23 protein-coding genes are annotated in these 18,273 nt (G+C 65.1%); 20 read left to right on the plus strand and 3 right to left on the minus strand.

Annotation, left to right across the window (positions count from 1 at the left end; all coding sequences use genetic code 11):
* Positions 1-4: 4 nt before the first annotated feature.
* Together AC22G6_RS11680 and AC22G6_RS11685 are read right to left on the minus strand one after the other, a co-directional pair.
* Positions 5-826, minus strand: coding sequence for a ferritin family protein (locus tag AC22G6_RS11680; RefSeq protein ID WP_108949729.1), 822 nt, complete (start codon positions 824-826; stop codon positions 5-7).
* A gap of 201 nt (positions 827-1,027) precedes the next feature.
* A complete protein-coding gene (locus AC22G6_RS11685) occupies positions 1,028-1,948 on the minus strand; it encodes a MerR family transcriptional regulator (protein WP_487366910.1) in 921 nt (306 codons plus the stop codon).
* An 82-nt stretch (positions 1,949-2,030) separates the two neighbouring features.
* Here AC22G6_RS11685 and AC22G6_RS11690 point away from each other — a divergent pair, with 82 nt between their 5' ends.
* From AC22G6_RS11690 to AC22G6_RS11770, 17 genes are all read left to right on the plus strand, one after another.
* Positions 2,031-2,273 carry a hypothetical protein gene (locus AC22G6_RS11690; protein ID WP_487366911.1) on the plus strand — a complete coding sequence of 81 codons (243 nt, stop codon included), beginning with the start codon at positions 2,031-2,033 and terminating at the stop codon, positions 2,271-2,273.
* Entirely contained in the window at positions 2,270-2,830 is a 561-nt protein-coding gene (locus tag AC22G6_RS11695) for a glutathione peroxidase (RefSeq protein WP_487366912.1), read from the plus strand. Before AC22G6_RS11690 ends, AC22G6_RS11695 begins: the two co-directional genes overlap by 4 nt.
* Before the next feature lie 33 nt (positions 2,831-2,863).
* On the plus strand, positions 2,864-3,688 hold the full coding sequence (folE2, locus tag AC22G6_RS11700; RefSeq protein ID WP_487366913.1) for a GTP cyclohydrolase FolE2: 825 nt from the start codon (positions 2,864-2,866) through the stop codon (positions 3,686-3,688).
* Positions 3,675-5,012 carry an NAD(P)/FAD-dependent oxidoreductase gene (locus tag AC22G6_RS11705; RefSeq protein ID WP_487366914.1) on the plus strand — a complete coding sequence of 446 codons (1,338 nt, stop codon included), beginning with the start codon at positions 3,675-3,677 and terminating at the stop codon, positions 5,010-5,012. The genes folE2 and AC22G6_RS11705 overlap by 14 nt, the downstream gene beginning before the upstream one ends.
* Positions 5,009-5,803 carry a DUF1365 domain-containing protein gene (locus AC22G6_RS11710; RefSeq protein WP_487366915.1) on the plus strand — a complete coding sequence of 265 codons (795 nt, stop codon included), beginning with the start codon at positions 5,009-5,011 and terminating at the stop codon, positions 5,801-5,803. The genes AC22G6_RS11705 and AC22G6_RS11710 overlap by 4 nt, the downstream gene beginning before the upstream one ends.
* Positions 5,803-7,032, plus strand: a complete 1,230-nt coding sequence (locus AC22G6_RS11715; RefSeq protein WP_487366916.1) for a class I SAM-dependent methyltransferase — start codon at positions 5,803-5,805, stop codon at positions 7,030-7,032. Before AC22G6_RS11710 ends, AC22G6_RS11715 begins: the two co-directional genes overlap by 1 nt.
* A 15-nt stretch (positions 7,033-7,047) precedes the next feature.
* Positions 7,048-7,614, plus strand: a complete 567-nt coding sequence (locus AC22G6_RS11720) for a chalcone isomerase family protein (RefSeq protein WP_487366917.1) — start codon at positions 7,048-7,050, stop codon at positions 7,612-7,614.
* The gene (locus AC22G6_RS11725) at positions 7,611-8,903 is read left to right on the plus strand and encodes an MFS transporter (protein WP_487366918.1); all 1,293 of its coding nucleotides are present in this window, start codon (positions 7,611-7,613) and stop codon (positions 8,901-8,903) included. Before AC22G6_RS11720 ends, AC22G6_RS11725 begins: the two co-directional genes overlap by 4 nt.
* Entirely contained in the window at positions 8,903-9,433 is a 531-nt protein-coding gene (locus AC22G6_RS11730) for a DUF3833 domain-containing protein (RefSeq protein ID WP_487367013.1), read from the plus strand. Before AC22G6_RS11725 ends, AC22G6_RS11730 begins: the two co-directional genes overlap by 1 nt.
* Positions 9,434-9,438: 5 nt before the next feature.
* Positions 9,439-10,218 (plus strand): SDR family NAD(P)-dependent oxidoreductase, encoded by a 780-nt coding sequence (locus AC22G6_RS11735; RefSeq protein ID WP_487366919.1) that lies wholly within the window; start codon positions 9,439-9,441, stop codon positions 10,216-10,218.
* Positions 10,218-10,658, plus strand: coding sequence for a nuclear transport factor 2 family protein (locus AC22G6_RS11740; protein WP_487366920.1), 441 nt, complete (start codon positions 10,218-10,220; stop codon positions 10,656-10,658). Before AC22G6_RS11735 ends, AC22G6_RS11740 begins: the two co-directional genes overlap by 1 nt.
* Positions 10,659-10,856: 198 nt before the next feature.
* Positions 10,857-11,987 (plus strand): cytochrome c oxidase subunit II, encoded by a 1,131-nt coding sequence (gene coxB, locus AC22G6_RS11745; protein WP_487366921.1) that lies wholly within the window; start codon positions 10,857-10,859, stop codon positions 11,985-11,987.
* 115 nt (positions 11,988-12,102) lie between these two features.
* On the plus strand, positions 12,103-13,701 hold the full coding sequence (gene ctaD, locus AC22G6_RS11750) for a cytochrome c oxidase subunit I (RefSeq protein ID WP_108949717.1): 1,599 nt from the start codon (positions 12,103-12,105) through the stop codon (positions 13,699-13,701).
* A 102-nt stretch (positions 13,702-13,803) separates the two neighbouring features.
* Positions 13,804-13,917 (plus strand): cytochrome oxidase small assembly protein, encoded by a 114-nt coding sequence (locus AC22G6_RS11755; RefSeq protein ID WP_234418811.1) that lies wholly within the window; start codon positions 13,804-13,806, stop codon positions 13,915-13,917.
* Positions 13,914-14,492, plus strand: a complete 579-nt coding sequence (locus AC22G6_RS11760) for a cytochrome c oxidase assembly protein (protein ID WP_108949716.1) — start codon at positions 13,914-13,916, stop codon at positions 14,490-14,492. The genes AC22G6_RS11755 and AC22G6_RS11760 overlap by 4 nt, the downstream gene beginning before the upstream one ends.
* Complete coding sequence (locus AC22G6_RS11765) at positions 14,489-14,689, plus strand: DUF2970 domain-containing protein (RefSeq protein ID WP_108949715.1); 201 nt, start codon at positions 14,489-14,491, stop codon at positions 14,687-14,689. Before AC22G6_RS11760 ends, AC22G6_RS11765 begins: the two co-directional genes overlap by 4 nt.
* Positions 14,690-14,705: 16 nt before the next feature.
* Positions 14,706-15,557, plus strand: coding sequence for a cytochrome c oxidase subunit 3 (locus tag AC22G6_RS11770; RefSeq protein ID WP_487366922.1), 852 nt, complete (start codon positions 14,706-14,708; stop codon positions 15,555-15,557).
* Positions 15,558-15,592: 35 nt separating this feature from the next.
* Here the strand turns inward: AC22G6_RS11770 and AC22G6_RS11775 are convergent, their stop codons facing one another.
* Positions 15,593-15,787: a twin transmembrane helix small protein gene (locus AC22G6_RS11775; RefSeq protein WP_487366923.1), complete on the minus strand. Its 195-nt coding sequence runs from the start codon at positions 15,785-15,787 to the stop codon at positions 15,593-15,595.
* 87 nt (positions 15,788-15,874) lie between these two features.
* Here AC22G6_RS11775 and AC22G6_RS11780 point away from each other — a divergent pair, with 87 nt between their 5' ends.
* The 3 genes from AC22G6_RS11780 to AC22G6_RS11790 are packed head-to-tail and all read left to right on the plus strand — an operon-like array spanning position 15,875 to position 18,268.
* Positions 15,875-16,615 (plus strand): SURF1 family protein, encoded by a 741-nt coding sequence (locus AC22G6_RS11780; protein WP_487366924.1) that lies wholly within the window; start codon positions 15,875-15,877, stop codon positions 16,613-16,615.
* A complete protein-coding gene (locus AC22G6_RS11785; RefSeq protein ID WP_487366925.1) occupies positions 16,581-17,225 on the plus strand; it encodes a hypothetical protein in 645 nt (214 codons plus the stop codon). Before AC22G6_RS11780 ends, AC22G6_RS11785 begins: the two co-directional genes overlap by 35 nt.
* Positions 17,222-18,268 carry a COX15/CtaA family protein gene (locus AC22G6_RS11790; protein WP_487366926.1) on the plus strand — a complete coding sequence of 349 codons (1,047 nt, stop codon included), beginning with the start codon at positions 17,222-17,224 and terminating at the stop codon, positions 18,266-18,268. The genes AC22G6_RS11785 and AC22G6_RS11790 overlap by 4 nt, the downstream gene beginning before the upstream one ends.
* Positions 18,269-18,273 lie beyond the last annotated feature (5 nt).

Genomic DNA, 18,273 nt, shown 5'->3' on the forward strand with positions numbered 1-18,273 from the left:
GCGCTCAGGCGAGCGACTTGCGGTAGCGGTTGAGCTCGCTGACGGTGTCGAACTTCTGCCCGAACAGACTCGACAGGTTGCGCAGGATGCCGCCGACCACCCGCGCCTCGCAGTCACGGTCGAAGTCGATCTGGGTGTCGAGCCAGTGCTCCAGCCAGTCGGGGTCGGGTACGCGCGACTGCACGGTGTCGCGCGGGAAGAACTGCTGCGCCACGTGCAGATTGGTGGGGTGCAGCGGGCGGGCGCTGCGCGAGGAGTTGGCCATCAGCACACCGAGCTTGGCAAAGGCGCGTCGGGCCTCGTCGCCGCTGCGCTCGATGGCGCGTTTCATGTACTTCAGATAGGCCCCGCCGTGGCGTGCCTCATCGCGCGAGATGTGATCGTAGATGTTCTTGATCACGGGCTCCGTATGCCATTCGGCCGCCCGCCGGTACCACTGGGTGAGGCGGACCTCGCCGCAGAAGTGCAGCATCAGGGTTTCGAGCGGCGGGGCAGGATCGAACTCGAAGCGCACGGCGTCGAGCTCGGCTTCGGTCGGCTGCAGCTCGGGGCGGAAGCGGCGCAGGTATTCCATCAGCACCAGCGAATGCTTCTGCTCTTCATAGAACCAGATCGACATGAAGGCGGCGAAGTCGGAGTCGGTGCTGTTGTCGCGCAGGAACATCTCGGTGGCGGGAAGCGCCGACCATTCGGTGATCGCATTCATCTTGATCGTCACCGCCTGTTCGTCCGTCAGCAGCGCGGGGTCGAAGTCGGACCAGGGGATGTCCTCCGCCATGTTCCAGCGTGCCGACTCGAGGGTGCGGAAGAGTTCTGGGTAAAGCATGTGGGTCGTCTCCCCTTGTTATGTGCAACGAATGCTTCTCCGATGCACAGTCTATAACGGGCCGCGTTTCAGTCCGAAGCGTTCTGCGTTGCGTCGCACGGGGCGCACTTGCGGCGGGAGGGGCCGTGTCGTGCCCGGTGAGCGCAAATGCGCTCGCGGTGAGGGCGAAAGCCGCGCCCGGGGCGGGCAACGGACGTGGCTTCAGCCCGGGTGGGCGGCGCGCCATTCGTGCAGGGCGGCCACGGTGTCGGTCAGGCCGTTGATCACCCGGATGCCTGGCAGGCGGCGCTGCTTGCCCTTGACCGCTGCGCCACCTGCCCAGATCGTGATGTGCTCGGGGAGCGCGGCGCGCAGTTCGATCAGGCCTTCGATGGCCTGACGGGCCGGGTAGGCAATGCTGAAGGACAGGCCGACGATATCGAAATTGCCGCCGACCGCAGCGCCCCGAATGTCCGCCAGCGGCGTGCGGGTGCCGAGCGAGACGCAGGATGCGCCTTCCGGAACCAGCGTGGCCTCCGCCATCAGCAGGCCGAGGATGTGATGCTCGTCCGGGAAGGTGGTCAGCAGCACGTGCGGGTGCCCCCCGGACACGGCATTGGCGCCAATGGCGCTGCGAAGCACATTCTGCACCTGCTCGGTATACAGATGCTCCTCCGGCACGTCGATCTCGCCCCGCATCCAGCCTTCTCCCACGGCTTCGTTGAGCGGCGCGATGGTTTCGAGGACGAAACGCTGCAGGCCCTGTTTCATCAGCGCCTGATGCAGGCCCGATACCAGTTCGCTGCTGCGGTGCAGGCGCACGTACTGCAGCAGTGCCTGCTCGCGCACCTGCTGTTCGGGCGAACTCGCCTTGTTACGCTGCGCATCGAGCAGCGCGCCGAGTTCCTCCGGCGTGGCGGAGATGATTCGGGACGGTCTGTGCCCGGTGTCGAGCAGGCGCCTGATCAGCCGCAGCTTGTCTACCTGATGCTGGGGGTAAAGGCGCTCGCCATTGCTGTCCCGCTTTGGCGTGGGGAAGCCGTATCTGCGCTCCCACACCCTCAGGGTGTCCTTGGAAAGTCCTGTATCGCGTTCGACCGCTGCGATGCTCAGCTCGGTTTCGGTGTTCGGTGTGGTTTTCATTTTGTCGTGGACAAACCGTTGACAAGTGGTTTTGTTGAATCTATCTTAGGGTCATCGAACTCATTTGTCTAGGACAATGACCATGAACAACAAAACGCACCTCACGACAGGAAAACGCGTGGCTCCTGCGCTGATTACGGCTGCGGTCTGCGTTTCATTTGCGGCATTTGCGGGCAATTCGGGGCACTCGCCCGCGGTGGAACCGGAAGTCTTGTCCAGTCACGCTGTCATGGACAAACAGGCTGGTCATGACCTCGATCTGATGATTTTCATTCATCGTGGCGATGCAGGCATGCAGGCCCCGATCCGGAGCGTCGGACAGTGACTGGCGGCCTGAAGCTGATCGTCGCGGGTGTTCTGCTGACGGCCATGATGCCGGCGGTGGCTGCACCGCCGGCCTGCCCGGCACTGCTCGACCATGCCTTCCCGCGCCTGCAGGACGAGGCCAGCCAGTCGCTGTGCCAGTACGCAGGCAAGGTATTGCTGGTCGTCAATACCGCGAGCTATTGCGGCTATACCAACCAGTACGACGGGCTCGAACGTCTGTACCGCAAGTACGGGGTGCGCGGGCTGGTTGTGATCGGCTTCCCGTCCAACGACTTCAATCAGGAGCCGGGCGAGAACGCCGAGATTGCAGATTTCTGCCGCACGACTTACGGCGTTCAGTTTCCGATGTTTGCCCGCAGCACGGTGTCCGGACCGCAGGCCAACCCTTTCTATCTGAAGCTGGCCGATCTTTCCGGCGAGCTTCCGCGGTGGAATTTTCACAAGTATCTCGTCGACCGCAGCGGAGCGAGGGTGACGAGCTTTCCCACCCAGGTCAGCCCCGAGAGCCCGATTCTGGTCGGCGCGATCGAGCGTTTGCTCGGCGCGCGGCCCTGATTCTTCATTGTCTTCATATCTTCAGGAGCGAGCATGAACGCACCCGACAAGTTCTTTCTGCCTGACGTCCAGGCCAGCCGCGATGAGCGTGCGCTTGCCATCCAGCATGTCGGTGTTCGCGGCCTGCGCTATCCGCTCGTCCTTGCGGGCGACGACGGCCGTGTGCAGCACACCGTAGCCACGATCGAGATGACGGTCGGCCTGCCTCCCGAGGTCAAGGGAACGCACATGTCGCGTTTCGTCGAACTGCTGGAGGCCGAGCGCGAGGCGCTCGATCTGGCAGGTCTGCGCGATCTGTTCGCCGAGATGCTGGTGCGTCTTGAAGCAGATTCGGGGCGGATCGAGGCGGCCTTCCCCTGGTTCATGCACAAGACCGCGCCGGTTTCGGGTGTCGGCAGTCTGCTCGACCTCGATGTCCGGGTTGTTGTGGCGCAGTCGCCCGGTGGAGAGTTGCAGACCATGCTCACCGTGGTGGTGCCGGTCACGAGCCTGTGCCCGTGCTCGAAGAAGATCTCCGAATACGGTGCCCACAACCAGCGTTCGCACATCAGCATTTCGGCGCGCCTGCGTGCCGATGTGGATGTGATCGAGCTGGTACGCATGGCTGAAGAGGAGGCGTCCTGCGAAGTGTTCGGCCTGCTCAAGCGTCCGGACGAAAAGTGGGTGACCGAGCGCGCCTACGACAACCCGAAGTTCGTCGAGGACCTGGTTCGCGACATCGCCCTGCGACTGCGCGCAGACAAGCGCATCGCGGCGTGGACGGTCGAGTCCGAGAATTTCGAGTCCATTCACAACCACTCTGCCTATGCCTTGATCGAAGGCGAGAATCCGGAGGGCCCAGCCCATGCGCATGGGTGAAATCGAACGGGTGATCACCGGCGGCAGCCGTCGCATCGCGGTGGTGGGCGGTGGTGTGGCCGGACTGGGTGCCGCTTGGCTGCTGTCGCCACGCAATCAGGTCACCCTGTTCGAGGCCGCGAGCTATGTCGGCGGCCATACCAACACCATTGATGTGACGGTGGAGGGGGTGACGCATCCCGTGGATACCGGCTTTCTGGTGTTCAACCGTCGCACGTATCCGAACCTCTGCGCCTTGTTCGAGCATCTGGGGGTCGAGTCGGTCGAGAGCGAGATGAGCTTCGGGGTCAGCCTTGAATCGCCTGCCATCGAGTGGGCCGGCTCCGACCTCGGTACCGTGTTCGCCCAGCGCCGCAACCTGCTGCGTCCCTCCTTTCTCGGCATGTTGCGCGACATCATGCGATTCAACCGCGACACGACCCGGATGGCTGCAGAGGGTTCGATGCCGGCACTCAGCCTGGGTGAGTTCCTGCAGCGCGAACGTTACGGCACCGCTTTCCGCGACTGGTATCTGTTGCCGATGGCGGCCGCGATCTGGTCATGCCCGACCCGCACCATGCTTGCCTACCCGCTCGCCACCTTTGTGCGCTTCTGCCACAACCACGGGCTGCTGCAGGTGCTCGATCGTCCGCAGTGGATGACGGTGCGCGGCGGCGGACGCAGCTACGTCGAGAAGATCGTCGCCTCGCTCAAGGACGTGCGTGCCGCCTCGCCGGTGTTGCGTGTCGATCGCGACGAGGATGGTGTGTGGGTGCATTCCCGTGCCGGCGCCGAACGTTTCGATGAGGTGGTATTTGCCTGCCACAGCGACCAGACGCTCGCCCTGCTCGGCGACCGCGCCAGCGTCGAAGAGCGCCGCATTCTCGGTGGCGTCAGCTATCAGGCCAACACCGCCGTGGTTCATACCGACGAGGCCCTGCTGCCGCGCCGGCGCAAGGTGTGGTCGGCGTGGAACTATCTTGCCGGTGCAGGCGCGGTCGACGCGCGGCCAGTGTCGGTGAGCTATCTGATCAACCGCTTGCAGCCGCTGCCTTTCGATACGCCGGTGGTGGTGTCACTCAACCCGTTCCGGCCGCCGCGCGCGGACAGGATTCTGCGCACCATCCACTACGCGCACCCGGTATTCGACCAGGCTGCGATCGACGCACAGGCAGCGCTGCCCAGCATTCAGGGGCGGAACCGCAGCTGGTTCGCCGGCGCGTGGACGGGCTACGGCTTTCACGAAGACGGGCTGAAGTCGGCGGTCGCCGTTGCCGAAGGGCTGGGCGCCGAGATTCCTTGGCATGCGGACACTGCGCTGGCCCACAGCGGAGCGGGGGCATGAACGCGGCCGCCGCACCGGGCGTGGCCGGTCCGCTCGACGCCACCGTGTGCTTCGGTGCGGTGATGCACGAGCGTCACGTCGGCGCCCGCAACCGCTTTGTCTATCCGACGGCCTTCTTGCGTTTGCCGCTCGGCAGTGTCGACCGGCTCAGCGTGCCGCTGCTCGGTATCGACCGCTTCAGCGCGTTCGCCTTCCTGTCGCGAGACCATGGTCGCCGCGATGGCTCGCCTCTCCTGCCCTGGATACGCGAGATCCTTCGGCATCACGGCCTGGCCGAGGTGTGCGACGGCGAGGTGGTGCTGCAGACCATGCCGCGCGTCCTCGGCTACGTGTTCAATCCGGTCAGCTTCTGGTGTTGCCATGACGCAGCCGGAAAGCTGCGCGTGGTGCTGGCCGAGGTCAGCAATACCTTTGGCGAGCACCACAACTACCTTGTCCACCACCCGGATTGTCGCCCGATCGAGCATGGCGATGAGTTGCGCGCCAGCAAGGTTTTCCATGTTTCCCCCTTCTTTCCGGTGCGGGGCGAATACCGCTTCCGCTTCGAGAGCCGCGGCGCGGTGCATGCGGTCGCGATCGATTACTGGGACGGTGGCGAGCAACAGCTCACCACCCGCGTTGGCGGTCGTGCGCAGGCGCTGACCGGTGGCGCGATGCGCAAATGGCTGCTGCGCTACCCCTTCATGACCCTGGGCATTGTTGCCCGTATCCACTGGCAGGCCTTGCGACTTGCGCTGAATCGGGTGAGCTTTCACCGCAAGCCGCTGCCGCCGACCGAGGAGACCACCTGATGAACGCCGTCGACAATGCCGTGCGCCCCCTGGCGCTCGAATCCCTCGGCCACTTGCCGCGCGCGACGCGGCTGGCGCTTGAAATGTTCGACCGCCTTGAAGGCGGCGCGCTGGCGCTTGAGCTGCCGGACAACCAGCATCTGCGGGCAGGGCACGGCCAGCTCGTTGCCCATCTGCGGGTTCGCGACCACGCGGTGTTCAGCGAGGCGCTGGCGCGCGGTGACATCGGTTTTGCCGAGAGCTACATGGATGGGGACTGGGACACCGAGGATCTGACGGGGCTGCTCACGCTGCTGTCGTCGAACCGCGAACAGCTCAAGAAGGCGATCTACGGGCGGGTTCTGCGTCTGATCGGGCACCGCCTCACCCATCTGCTGCGGGCAAACACGCGTACGGGCTCGAAGCGCAACATCGAGGCCCATTACGATCTTGGCAACGACTTCTACAAACTGTGGCTCGACCCGGGCATGACCTATTCGGCCGCGGTGTTCGAGCATCCGGATGAGGCGCTCGAGGCGGCGCAGCGGCGCAAGTACCGCCGCATCCTGCAGCAACTCGATGTCCGCCCGGGGCAGATCATCCTCGAGATCGGTTGTGGCTGGGGTGGTTTCGCCGAGGTGGCGGCAACCGAGTTCGGCTGTCGGGTGCTGGGGCTGACGCTGTCGCCGTCGCAGCTGGCACATGCGCGCGAGCGCGCACAGCGCGGCGGTTTCTCCGACCGGGTGCAGCTCGAGCTGTGCGATTACCGCGACGTGAAGGGACAGTACGACCATATCGTGTCGATCGAGATGATCGAGGCCGTCGGCGAGCGCTTCTGGCCCACCTATTTCAGGCAGCTCTCGGCGCTGCTCAAGCCTGGCGGACGCTGTGTTGTGCAGTCGATCACCATCGCCGACGAACTGTTTGCGCGCTACCGTCGCGGCACCGATTTCATCCAGCGCCACATCTTCCCGGGCGGCATGCTGCCCAGCCCCGCGGTGGTGCAGCAGCAGGCCGGGCGCGTTGGGCTCGAAGTGGTGGACGACTTTGCCTTCGGGCCGGACTACGGGCGCACGCTGGCGCGCTGGCGCGAGACCTTCGAGGCGCGTGTCGCCGAGGTCAGGGCATTGGGTTTTTCCGATGGCTTCATCCGCATGTGGCGCTTCTATCTGGCGTACTGCGAGGCCGGCTTCAACACCGGCGACATCGATGTGCGCCACTACACCTTCACCCACGCGGCGGCGCGCTGAGCCATGCGTGCAGTCATGTCTCCTGTCGCCGTCCTCCTGCTTGCGCTGTGCCTGCAAGTCGCCCCCGTGCATGCCGCGCTGCCAGGGCAGGTCGCACTGCCGGAAGCGGTGGTGTCCCATGTGCAGCCGCTGGCGGGGGGCATGCGTCCGCTCGGGGGCGGTGAGATGCGCTGGTTCGGCTTCAAGGTGTACGACGCTGCGCTGTGGGTGCCGACGGGTGCAGGCTGGTCGGAAGACGGCATGTTCGCGCTCGCCATCCGCTATGCGCGCGACATCGAGGGCGAGCGCCTGGTCGACACCAGTATCGACGAGATGCGCAGGATGGGATTTGCAGACGAGGCGCGGCTGGCGACCTGGCGCGAGATGCTTGCGCGCGCACTGCCCTCGGTGGCGGCAGGCGAAACACTGGTCGGCCTGCGGCTGCCGGGCGCGGGTGCGCGCTTCTGGCATGAAGGGCAGGCCACCGCCGCGTTTGCCGACCCCGACCTCGCGCGCGCCTTCTTCGCCATCTGGCTGGATCACCGCACGCGCGAGCCCGGCTTGCGTGAGCGTCTGCTGGGAAGCACGGGCGCTGCAAAATGAGCGCCGCCGACGCGGGATTCGGTCGTTCCGCCATTCTCGCCTATGGTGCGCTGGGCTTGCCGCTGGCCTTCGCCGCCCTGCCCATCTACGTGTATGTGCCGCGACTCTATGCGGACAGCCTCGGCCTGTCGCTGGCGACTGTCGGCTTCGTGCTGCTCGGGGTGAGAGTCTTCGATGCGGTCTCCGACCCGCTGATCGGCTGGCTCAGCGACCGGCTCGCGGGTCGTCGCCTGCTGGTGCTGTCGGCGCTGCCCTTGCTCGCAGCGAGCATGGTCGGCCTGCTGGTGCCGCCACAAGGCGCAGGGGCGCTGTGGCTGGCGGTGCTGGTCACGCTGGTGTCGCTCGCCTACTCGGTGGCCACCATCGCCTACAACGCGTGGGGGGCGGAAGTCGCGCCCACGCGTGCGCTGCGCACCCGGGTCGTGGCCAGCCGCGAGGCTTTCGCCCTGTTTGGCGTGGTGATGGCGGCGGCACTGCCCGGGCTGCTTGCGGCCGAAGGAGGGGAGGCGCAGGGCCTGTCACGCATGGCGTGGCTGTTCATTCCGCTGCTCATGCTCTGTGGTGGATGGACCCTGCTCGCTGCCCCGCTTGCGCCACCGCGGCGGCACATGCGCCAGCCTGTACTGGCCGGCCTGCTGGCAGCGCTGTCATGCCGGCCCTTCAGGAAGCTGCTGCTGGTGTTCGCTGCCAACGGAATCGCGGCGGCCATCCCGTCGGCAACGGTCCTGTTCTTCGTTGCCGACGTGCTGCAGGCCCCTCAGCTGGCCGGGCTCTTCCTGGTGCTCTATTTCCTCAGCGCCGCGCTCAGCCTGCCGGCGTGGGCGAGCCTGTCGCGGCGTATCGGCAAACTGCAGACCTGGCTCGCCGGCATGGTGCTGGCAGTGCTGGTGTTTGCGTGGGCGAGCCTGCTCGGCGCCGGCGAGACCACGGCCTACGCGGCAATCTGCATTCTTTCCGGCATGGCACTTGGCGCCGATCTGGCGATGCCGCCGTCCATGCTCGCCGATCTGCTTGCCGGCGAGGGCGATTCCGGCGATGCACGTGCCGGGTCGTGGTTCGGTTGGTGGAACTTCGTGACCAAGGCCAATCTGGCGCTGGCGGCCGGCCTTTCGCTGCCGCTGCTCGGCTGGCTCGGCTATGCGCCGGGCGTGCGCAGCGCCGACGCGCTGTCGAGTCTGGCGACGGTGTATGCCCTGCTGCCGGTGGCGCTCAAGTTTGTCGCCATCGGGCTGCTGTGGCACTGGCGCAGTGCCATTGAGCCTGCCCCCAAACATGGAGAAACAGCATGATGCGAAAACTGGTTCTGTTGCTCGCCGGCCTGATGAGTCTGGCGGGGTGCTCGTCCGTGGATATCGAAAAGTACCGGGGCACCACGCCCGTGCTGGATCTGCGCGACTACTTCAACGGTACGATCGACGCCCACGGCGTCTTCCAGGATCGCTCCGGCGAAGTGGTCAAGCGCTTCCAGGTGGTGATTGAGGCCAGCTGGGAGGGCGACGTGGGGACTCTGGACGAGCGCTTCACCTACTCGGATGGAAGCACCCAGCGCCGCGTATGGACCATCACCCGCAGCGGCCCCGAGTCGTACATCGGCACGGCAGATGACGTTGTCGGCCAGGCGCACGGCGAGGCGCGCGGAAACGCACTGCGCTGGCGCTATGTGATGGCACTACCCGTGGATGGGAAGGTCTACAACGTGGACTTTGACGACTGGATGTTCCTGATGGACGACAAGGTGATGCTGAACCGCTCGGCGATGAGCAAGTGGGGCGTGCACCTCGGAGAGGTCACGCTGTCCTTTTACAAACGGGCGCGATGATGGCCTTGTTCGCACCCCTCAATCCGCCGATCACCGACTGGCGCGGGCAGCGGGTCTGGCTGGTCGGCGCCTCGACCGGCATCGGCGCGGCGCTGGCGCGCAAGCTGGCAGCAGGTGGCGCGCGGGTCGCGCTGTCCGCACGCGGGCTCGATCGCCTGGATGCGCTGGCCGCACAGTGCGAGGGCGCGGTCGCCGCGGCCATGGACGTGACCCGACCAGGCGAACTCGAGCGCGTGCGCGACCGTCTGCTTGCCCAGTGGGGCGGGCTCGATCTCGTGATACTGAATGCGGGTACCTATCAGCCGCTGCGGGCGTGGGAGCTGACACCGGAGCGCATTCGGACGACGCTGAACATCAACCTGCTCGGGGTCATGGATGGCGTGGCCGCGGTGGTGCCCGGGATGCTCGAACGCGGGCAGGGGGCGATTGCCATCGTGGCCTCGGTCGCAGGCTATGGCGGCCTGCCCAATGCCGCCACCTACGGGCCATCGAAGGCGGCGCTGATCAACTTTTCCGAGACGCTCTACATGGATCTGGCGCCGCGCGGACTGGGCGTGCACCTGATCTGTCCCGGTTTCGTGGCGACGCCCCTGACGGCGCAGAACGATTTCCACATGCCCGCCCTGATCACCGCCGAGCAGGCGGCCGACGAGATCATGGCGGGCTTTGCCCGCGGTGAGTTCGAGACCCACTTCCCGAAGCGTTTCACCCGCTTTCTCAAGCTGCTGCAGTGCCTGCCGCGGCGCCTCTACTTTCCGCTCATCCGGCGGGCAACGGGCTTGTAATGACCACCTTCGACTGTCGCGCGGCTGCCGAGAACGTGGCGCGGTTCTACGAGAACCTCACACCCCTGCTGCTTGGGAAGATCGACGCCTTCTATGCCGAGAATGCCCGTTTCAAGGACCCGTTCAACGATGTTGCGGGCCTGAAGGCGATCACCCGCATCTTCGAGCACATGTTCGAGACCGTGGAGTCTCCCCGCTTCGTGATCACGAGCATCATTGCCGAGGGGCAGCAGGCGATGCTTGCCTGGGACTTTCACCTCAATCTGCGTAACCGGGCGATCGTCATTCGCGGCGTCAGTCACCTGTCCTTCGACGAAGCAGGGCGCGTCGAAATCCATCGCGATTACTGGGATGCGGCTGAGGAGCTGTATGCCCGTTTGCCCCTGATTGGTGCGCTGATGCGCCTGCTGAGGCGCAAGCTGTCGGCAACAGAGGGCTGAAACGCAGTTTGTTGTCATGCAGCAAACATGCCTGCGGGAAAACCCCGAGTACTTGTCACAGGGCTTTATGCGGCTTGATGGTTATCAGATATTGCGCCGCAGCATATTGATTTTTATCAAATAAGTATGTTGCGACCCTGATTTTCACTGTGGCAACATCGATCCACCTGCTCATCGTGTTCTTTGCTGGGGGTCGACATGGGTTTTGCCGGTCGTATCGCAGGATCTTCGCTTCTTCTCGGGTACGTCTCCGGCGTACTCGCACAGGATGCGCCGAGCCGTTACAACCTCCAGCAGCCGGTGACGCGGATCGCCTCAGAGATCTACAGCATGCATACCCTGATGCTGATCATCTGTCTGGTGATCTTCATCGCGGTGTTCGGCGTCATGTTCTGGTCTGTCATTCACCATCGCAAGTCCCGCGGTGCGGTTGCGGCCAATTTCCATGAAAACACGGCGGTCGAGATCGCGTGGACCGTGATCCCGGTGCTGATCCTGCTTGGCATGGCGTGGCCCGCCACCAAGACCGTGATTGCGATGAAGGACACCTCCAACCCCGACATCACCATCAAGGCCACGGGCTATCAGTGGAAGTGGGGTTACGACTATCTGCAGGGCGAAGGGGAGGGTATCCGCTTCCTGTCCGGTTCATCCACACCGCGCGCCCAGATCAGCGGTGGCGAACAGAAAGGCGAGACCTATCTGCTTGAGGTGGACAATCCGGTCGTGGTGCCGGTGGGCAAGAAGGTCCGCGTGCTCGTGACCGCCGCCGACGTGATCCATTCGTGGTGGATGCCGGCTTTCGGCGTGAAGCAGGATGCGATTCCCGGCTTCATCCGCGACACGTGGTTCACCGCCGACAAGGAAGGCATCTATCGCGGCAACTGCGCCGAACTCTGCGGCAAGGATCACGGCTTCATGCCGATCGAGGTGCATGTGGTGTCGGCAGAGAAATACACCGAATGGGTCGCATCGCAGCAGGCCCAGGCCACGACTGCCTCTGCGGACGACGCCCGGGAGTGGGCACTGGCCGAGCTGGTCGAGCGCGGCGAGAAGGTTTTTGCGGCCAACTGTGCGGCCTGCCACCAGGCCGATGGCAAGGGGCTGCCGCCGGTATTTCCTGCGCTGGATGGCTCGCCCGTGGTGACGGGCGATGCAAGCGGCCAGATCGAACTGGTGTTGAAGGGCAAGGCGGGGACCGCGATGGCCGCATTCGGCGGGCAGTTGTCGGACGCCGAGCTCGCTGCGGTGATCACCTATACCCGTAACGCCTGGGGTAACCAGTCGGGCGAGGCGGTGCAGCCGGCAGACGTTGTCGCCGCGCGCTGAGGCTGAGGCCGAGGCTGAGGCTGAAGCGGGTTTCGCTGCGGTGTGATTGTAGGGGCCGTCCCGGTCCCGATGGCAAGGTTCTGTCGCGCGTGGGCGCGACAATGGAGGCGTGTGCATGAATACACTGACTCACGATCGGCCCGGCGTTCACCCCCCGCACGGTCATGCGCATGGTCCCACCGGCCTGATGCGCTGGGTGACCACCACCAATCACAAAGACATCGGCACGATGTACATGATCTTCAGCTTCATCATGTTCCTCTCCGGGGGGGTGATGGCGCTGACGATCCGGGCCGAACTGTTCCAGCCCGGTCTGCAGGTGGTGGAGCCCGAATTCTTCAACCAGCTCACGACCATGCACGGCCTGGTGATGGTGTTCGGCGCGATCATGCCGGCCTTCGTCGGCTTCGCCAACTGGATGATCCCGCTGATGATCGGGGCCAGCGACATGGCCTTTGCGCGCATGAACAACTGGAGCTTCTGGCTCCTGCCGCCGGCGGCCATCCTGCTGCTGGGTTCGTTCTTCGTGCCCGGCGGCGCAACTGCTGCGGGGTGGACGCTGTACGCACCGCTTTCGGTGCAGATGGGCATGGGCATGGATCTGGCGATCTTCGCCATCCACATCATGGGCGTGAGCTCGATCATGGGCGCGATCAACATCGTCGTCACCGTGCTCAACATGCGCGCCCCCGGCATGAACATGATGCGCATGCCGCTGTTCTGCTGGACCTGGCTGATCACCGCCTATCTGCTGATCGCGGTGATGCCGGTGCTGGCCGGTGCGGTCACGATGATCCTGACCGATCGCCACTTCGGCACCAGCTTCTTCAATGCCGCCGGTGGCGGTGACCCGGTGATGTACCAGCACATCTTCTGGTTCTTCGGTCACCCCGAGGTCTACATCATGATCCTGCCGGCCTTCGGGATCGTCAGCCAGATCATTCCGACCTTCTCGCGCAAGCCGCTGTTTGGCTATGCCTCGATGGTGTACGCGACCTCGTCGATTGCGATCCTGTCCTTCACCGTGTGGGCACACCACATGTTCACCACCGGCATGCCGGCCATCGGACAGCTGTTCTTCATGTACGCGACGATGCTGATCGCGGTGCCCACCGGGGTGAAGGTGTTCAACTGGGTGGCGACCATGTGGCGCGGTTCGCTCAGTTTCGAGACGCCGATGCTGTGGGCCACAGGCTTCATCTTCGTGTTCACCATGGGCGGCTTCACCGGCCTGATCTGCGCCATTGCCCCGATCGACATCCAGCTGCAGGACACCTACTACGTCGTTGCGCACTTCCACTACGTGCTGGTCGCAGGCTCGCTGTTCGCCCTTTTCGCCGGTGCCTATTACTGGCTGCCGAAATGGACGGGGCACATGCCCAGCGAGTTTCTCGGCAAGCTGCATTTCTGGTGCTCGATCGTGTTCTTCAACATCACCTTCTTCCCGATGCACTTCCTCGGCCTGGCAGGCATGCCGCGGCGGATCCCGGATTACGCCTTGCAGTTTGCCGATTTCAATGCGATGGCTTCGATTGGCGCCTTTGGTTTCGGCCTGTCGCAGCTGATCTTCCTGGTCGCCGTCGTGAAGTGCGTCCGTGGCGGCAAGAAGGCGGAGGCGCAGTCGTGGGAAGGTGCGGAAGGGCTGGAATGGACGGTGCCGTCGCCCGCGCCGCATCACACCTTCGAGGACGCACCGGTGCTGGCCAAGGCATGAACAGCGTTGTCGTGAGAGGGGGGCGGAGCGGAGAGTCGGGAGAGGGCAGGCTCCGCCCCAAACTCTCATTCATGTGGCTGCGCAATGTGTATGGATGAGCTGATGACACGAGACGATCGACGTAATGCGAACCTGCGGACCGGGCTCATCCTGGCCGGGGTGGCGTTCGTCTTTTTCGCCATCGTCATCATCAAGTACAAGGTGTTCGGGCAATGAGCAGCGAGCGTCGTGCCAACCGGATTGCAGGTGAGAACCGTCGCCTGCTCGTGCGTCTCGGGGTCTCTGCGGTGGTGATGTTCGGCTTCGGCTTTCTGCTCGTGCCCTTCTACGAGCAGATCTGTGAGGCAACCGGGATCAACAATCTGCTGCAGCCGGACAAGGTGAGTGTGGAGAACACCCAGGTCGACCGTTCCCGCACGGTGCTCGTCCAGTTTGATGCCAATCTGCACGACCTGCCGTGGCGCTTCCAGCCCCAGCAGCGCTCGGTGACGGTGCATCCGGGCGAGATGGTGCATGTCGCATACGAGGTCGGCAACAAGCGCGACCGCCCGATTACCGGGCAGGCGGTGCCGAGCTACGGGCCGCAGGTGGCGGGGCAGTATTTCCGCAAGCTCGACTGCTTCTGCTTCACGCAGCAGACCCTGGCGCCGGGAGAGCAACGCACGATGCCGCTGGTGTTCGTGCTCGATCCAAAGCTGCCTGCGGACGTGACCACGATCACGCTGTCCTACACCTTCTTCGAGATTCAGGGGCGCAACGCAGCAAAAGCTTCGGTTGCGGACAAGTCATGAGCGGTCAGCAGCCGCGTGCCGGCTTCATCGGCACCGTGAAGGCGGTCCTGTGGTCCTTCGTGGGCATTCGCAAGCGCAAGGACTACCACGACGACGCGTCGTCGCTGGACCCGAAGGCGGTGATCGTCGCCGGCGTGCTGGGCGGCCTGATTTTCGTGCTCACCATCGTGGCGGTGGTGAATTGGGTGGTGAGCTAGTCATGGAGAAGCGGCAATGACCGAAGCACTGGAACGCTATTTCGTACCCGAGCCGTCGAAGTTTCCGATCATTGGCGCGATCGCGCTGCTCCTGTTCGGCAGCGGTGCCGCGATGTGGCTGAACAAGGTCGGCGCCGGCCCCTGGATCTTCTTTGGTGGCATCGCCATCCTGATCTACATGCTCTTCGGCTGGTTCGGCCAGGTGGTGCGCGAATCCGAGGGCGGGCTCTACGGCAAGAACGTGGACAAGTCCTTCCGCTGGTCGATGGGCTGGTTCATCTTTTCCGAGGTGATGTTCTTCGCCGCCTTCTTCGGCGCACTGTTCTACGTGCGGGTGCTTGCCCTGCCGTCTCTGTCCACCGGAGACAACGAGGCGCTGCTGTGGGAGGGCTTTACCGGCGCCTGGCCGAGCAGCGGGCCGCGTGCAGGAGATGCCTTCACGCCGATGGGCGCGTGGGGCATCCCCGCAATCAACACCCTGATCCTGCTGACTTCAGGGGCAACGCTGACGTGGGCGCACTATGGCCTGCTCAAGGGCGCGCGCGGGCAGCTCAAGCTCGGCCTGCTGGCGACCGTGGTGCTGGGGGCGATCTTCCTGTCGCTGCAGATCTACGAATATACCCACGCCTACTCCGAGCTCAATCTGCGTCTCGACAGCGGCATCTACGGTTCGACCTTCTACCTGCTCACCGGCTTCCACGGCCTGCATGTGACGGTGGGCGCGATCATGCTGACGGTGATGCTGTTTCGCGCGATCGCGGGGCATTTCAGTGCCGAGCATCATTTCGCGTTCGAGGCCGCGGCCTGGTACTGGCACTTCGTTGACGTGGTGTGGCTCTTCCTCTTCGTCGTCGTGTATTGGCTGTGACGGAGGCAGGGGCAAGGATGGCAGAGGATGCGTGATCAGAGCTTGCCGTCTATGAGGCCGGTGGCGAATCCGGCCATCAGCATCAGGAAAAGGGTAATCGACAGCCCGACCCGGGTGGCCAGTGCGCGCGCGGTGCGGGCGCTGCTGCCCTTTTCACGCAGCATGGAAGCCAGCGCGCTGCCAAGGCTGACGAGGATCAGGACGAGGAAGACGATTACGACGATACGCATGTCGGCACTCCGGATGCAGAAGGCTGATGGCGCATTTTTGCCCGAAACGTCGCGGCTGTCCCCTGTTTTCTGTGCAGGGGGCGTGCAATGAAGCGCCGGCTGCTGCGAATCCTGCCCCTGCTTGCCGGCGTGGCGCTGATGGTGCTCACCGTGCAACTGGGCAACTGGCAGCAGCGCCGTGCCGCAGAGAAGGAAGTGCTGCAGGCGCGCATCGATGTCCTCCTGCAGGCACCGGCGCGGCCGCTGCGCGCAGACACTGCGACGCTGGAGGAATGGCAGCCGGTGAAGCTTTCGGGCGTGTGGCTCAAGGACGCCACGCGGCTGATCGACAACCGCACGCACCAGGGCCAGGCCGGCTATCACGTGCTGACGCCCTTGCTGCTGAACGACGGCTCGGGGGCGGTCCTGGTGAACCGCGGCTGGGTGGCCGTGGGCGACCGCCGGCAGTTGCCCCAGGTGCCGACGCCGGCAGGCGAACAGCAGCTCGAAGGCGTGCTCAGGTTGCCCGAGCGCGCGCCGTTCATGCTTGCGGCCGACAGTGGCGGGGCGGCGGCGCCGGTATGGCAGCAGGTCGACCCGGGCCGCCATGCAGCGCTGGTCGCACCTGCTCTGCTGGCCGCGTGGGTGCTGCAGCAGCGCTCGCCGGCCGCCGACGGACTGGTGCGCGACTGGCCGCAGCCGGCTGCTGGCATCGATCGGCACCATGCCTATGCATTTCAGTGGTACGCCCTGGCCGGCCTCGCCGGCTGCCTGAGCGCCTGGTCCGCCTGGCGCCTGATTACACGGAGATCCGATGACGACCGCTCAACTCGACTCGCCCGTGGCTGAAACCCGCCCGCCGGTGACAGCCGCCGACCGGCGCAAGGGACGTCGCACCCTGCTGCTGCTGGCCTTCGTGTGCGTCCTGCCGGTGATCGCGTCCTACCTCATGTTCTATGTGTGGCCGCCTCAGGGACGGGTCAATCACGGCGACCTGCTGACACCCGCCGCGCTGCCGGCAACGGTGCTGCAAGGCGCGGGCGGACAGGCGCCCCTGCAGCGCAGCGAACTCGAGGGCAGATGGACCTTGCTCCTTGTTGCCCCCGCAGCATGCGACGAGGCCTGTGGGCGCGCGCTCTACGTGTCGCGTCAGGCGCGGGTGGCGCAGGCGAAGGAAATGGACCGGGTAGGGCGGGTCTGGCTGCTCGCCGATGCAGCTGAGCCCGATTCGGCCCTGCTCGCGACACACGAGGACCTGCGACTGGCGCGGGCCGACAGTGCCTGGCTGGCAGCGCTGCCTGCGGCTGCGCCGGGCTCGGTATGGATGGTCGATCCGCTGGGCAACGTGATGATGCATTTTGCCGATGAGGCGGATACGACAACTGCCGCGCGTGCAATGAACAAGGACCTGCAGCGTCTGCTGAAGTACTCCGCGCTGGGCAGGGGAGGGCGCGAATGAACGCATATCGCCGCCTCATCCTCGCGGCGCTGATGCTGACTGCGGTGGTCGTGGTGTTCGGCGCCTACGTGCGTCTTGCCGATGCCGGCCTCGGGTGTCCGGACTGGCCCGGCTGCTACGGCAAGATCACGCCTCACCATGCGGCGGAAGACATCCTGGGGGCACACGCCGCCGATCCCCACGGGCCGGTGAGTCTGCCCAAGGCATGGAAGGAGATGGTGCATCGCTATCTGGCGGCCAGTCTCGGCCTGATGATCATCGGCATTGCGGTGCTGGCGTGGCGACACCGCAGTCACAAGGGGGCCGCACCGTGGGTGGCGACGCTGCTGGTGGGGGTGGTGATCTTTCAGGGCCTGCTCGGGAAGTGGACGGTGACCCTGCTGCTCAAGCCCGCCATCGTCACCGGCCATCTGCTGGGTGGGCTGACGACGCTGGCTCTGCTTACGTGGCTTGCCGCACGGGTTGCCGGCGCGCGGCGCGAGGTCGTGCCGCCCCGGCTTCTGTGGGCTGCCCGGGCCGGTTTGCTGGTGCTGGCTGTGCAGGTTGCGCTGGGCGGCTGGACCAGCACCAATTATGCCGCGCTGGCATGCACCGATTTTCCGACCTGCCACGGCAGCCTGTGGCCCGTGGCCGACTATGCGAACGCCTTTCACGTAGTACGTGAACTGGGGATGACGGCCGATGGCGAGCTGCTCTCACTGTCCGCACTGACCGCCATTCACTGGTCGCACCGCCTGGGGGCGCTGGTTGCCGGCGGGGTGTTGCTGATGCTGGGCTGGGCGCTGGCGCGGCGGGTGCCTACTGCGGGTGCAGGCGTGGCGCTGATTGCTGCCGTGCTGATGCAGATCTGTCTCGGTGTCGCCAACGTCGCGCTTTCACTGCCCCTGCCGCTGGCGGCGATGCATAACGCCGGCGCGGCAGTGCTGGTGGGTTTGATGGTGTGGATCAACTTCCGTCTGCAGGTCCGCGGGATCGCGCGGCCGGCGCCGGCTGCGCTCGGGCGTCTGCTGCCGTTTTCGCCGCGTTCGCAGCGCAGGGCCTGAGACGG

The organism is Parazoarcus sp. PS-13 R2A (assembly GCF_057621855.1).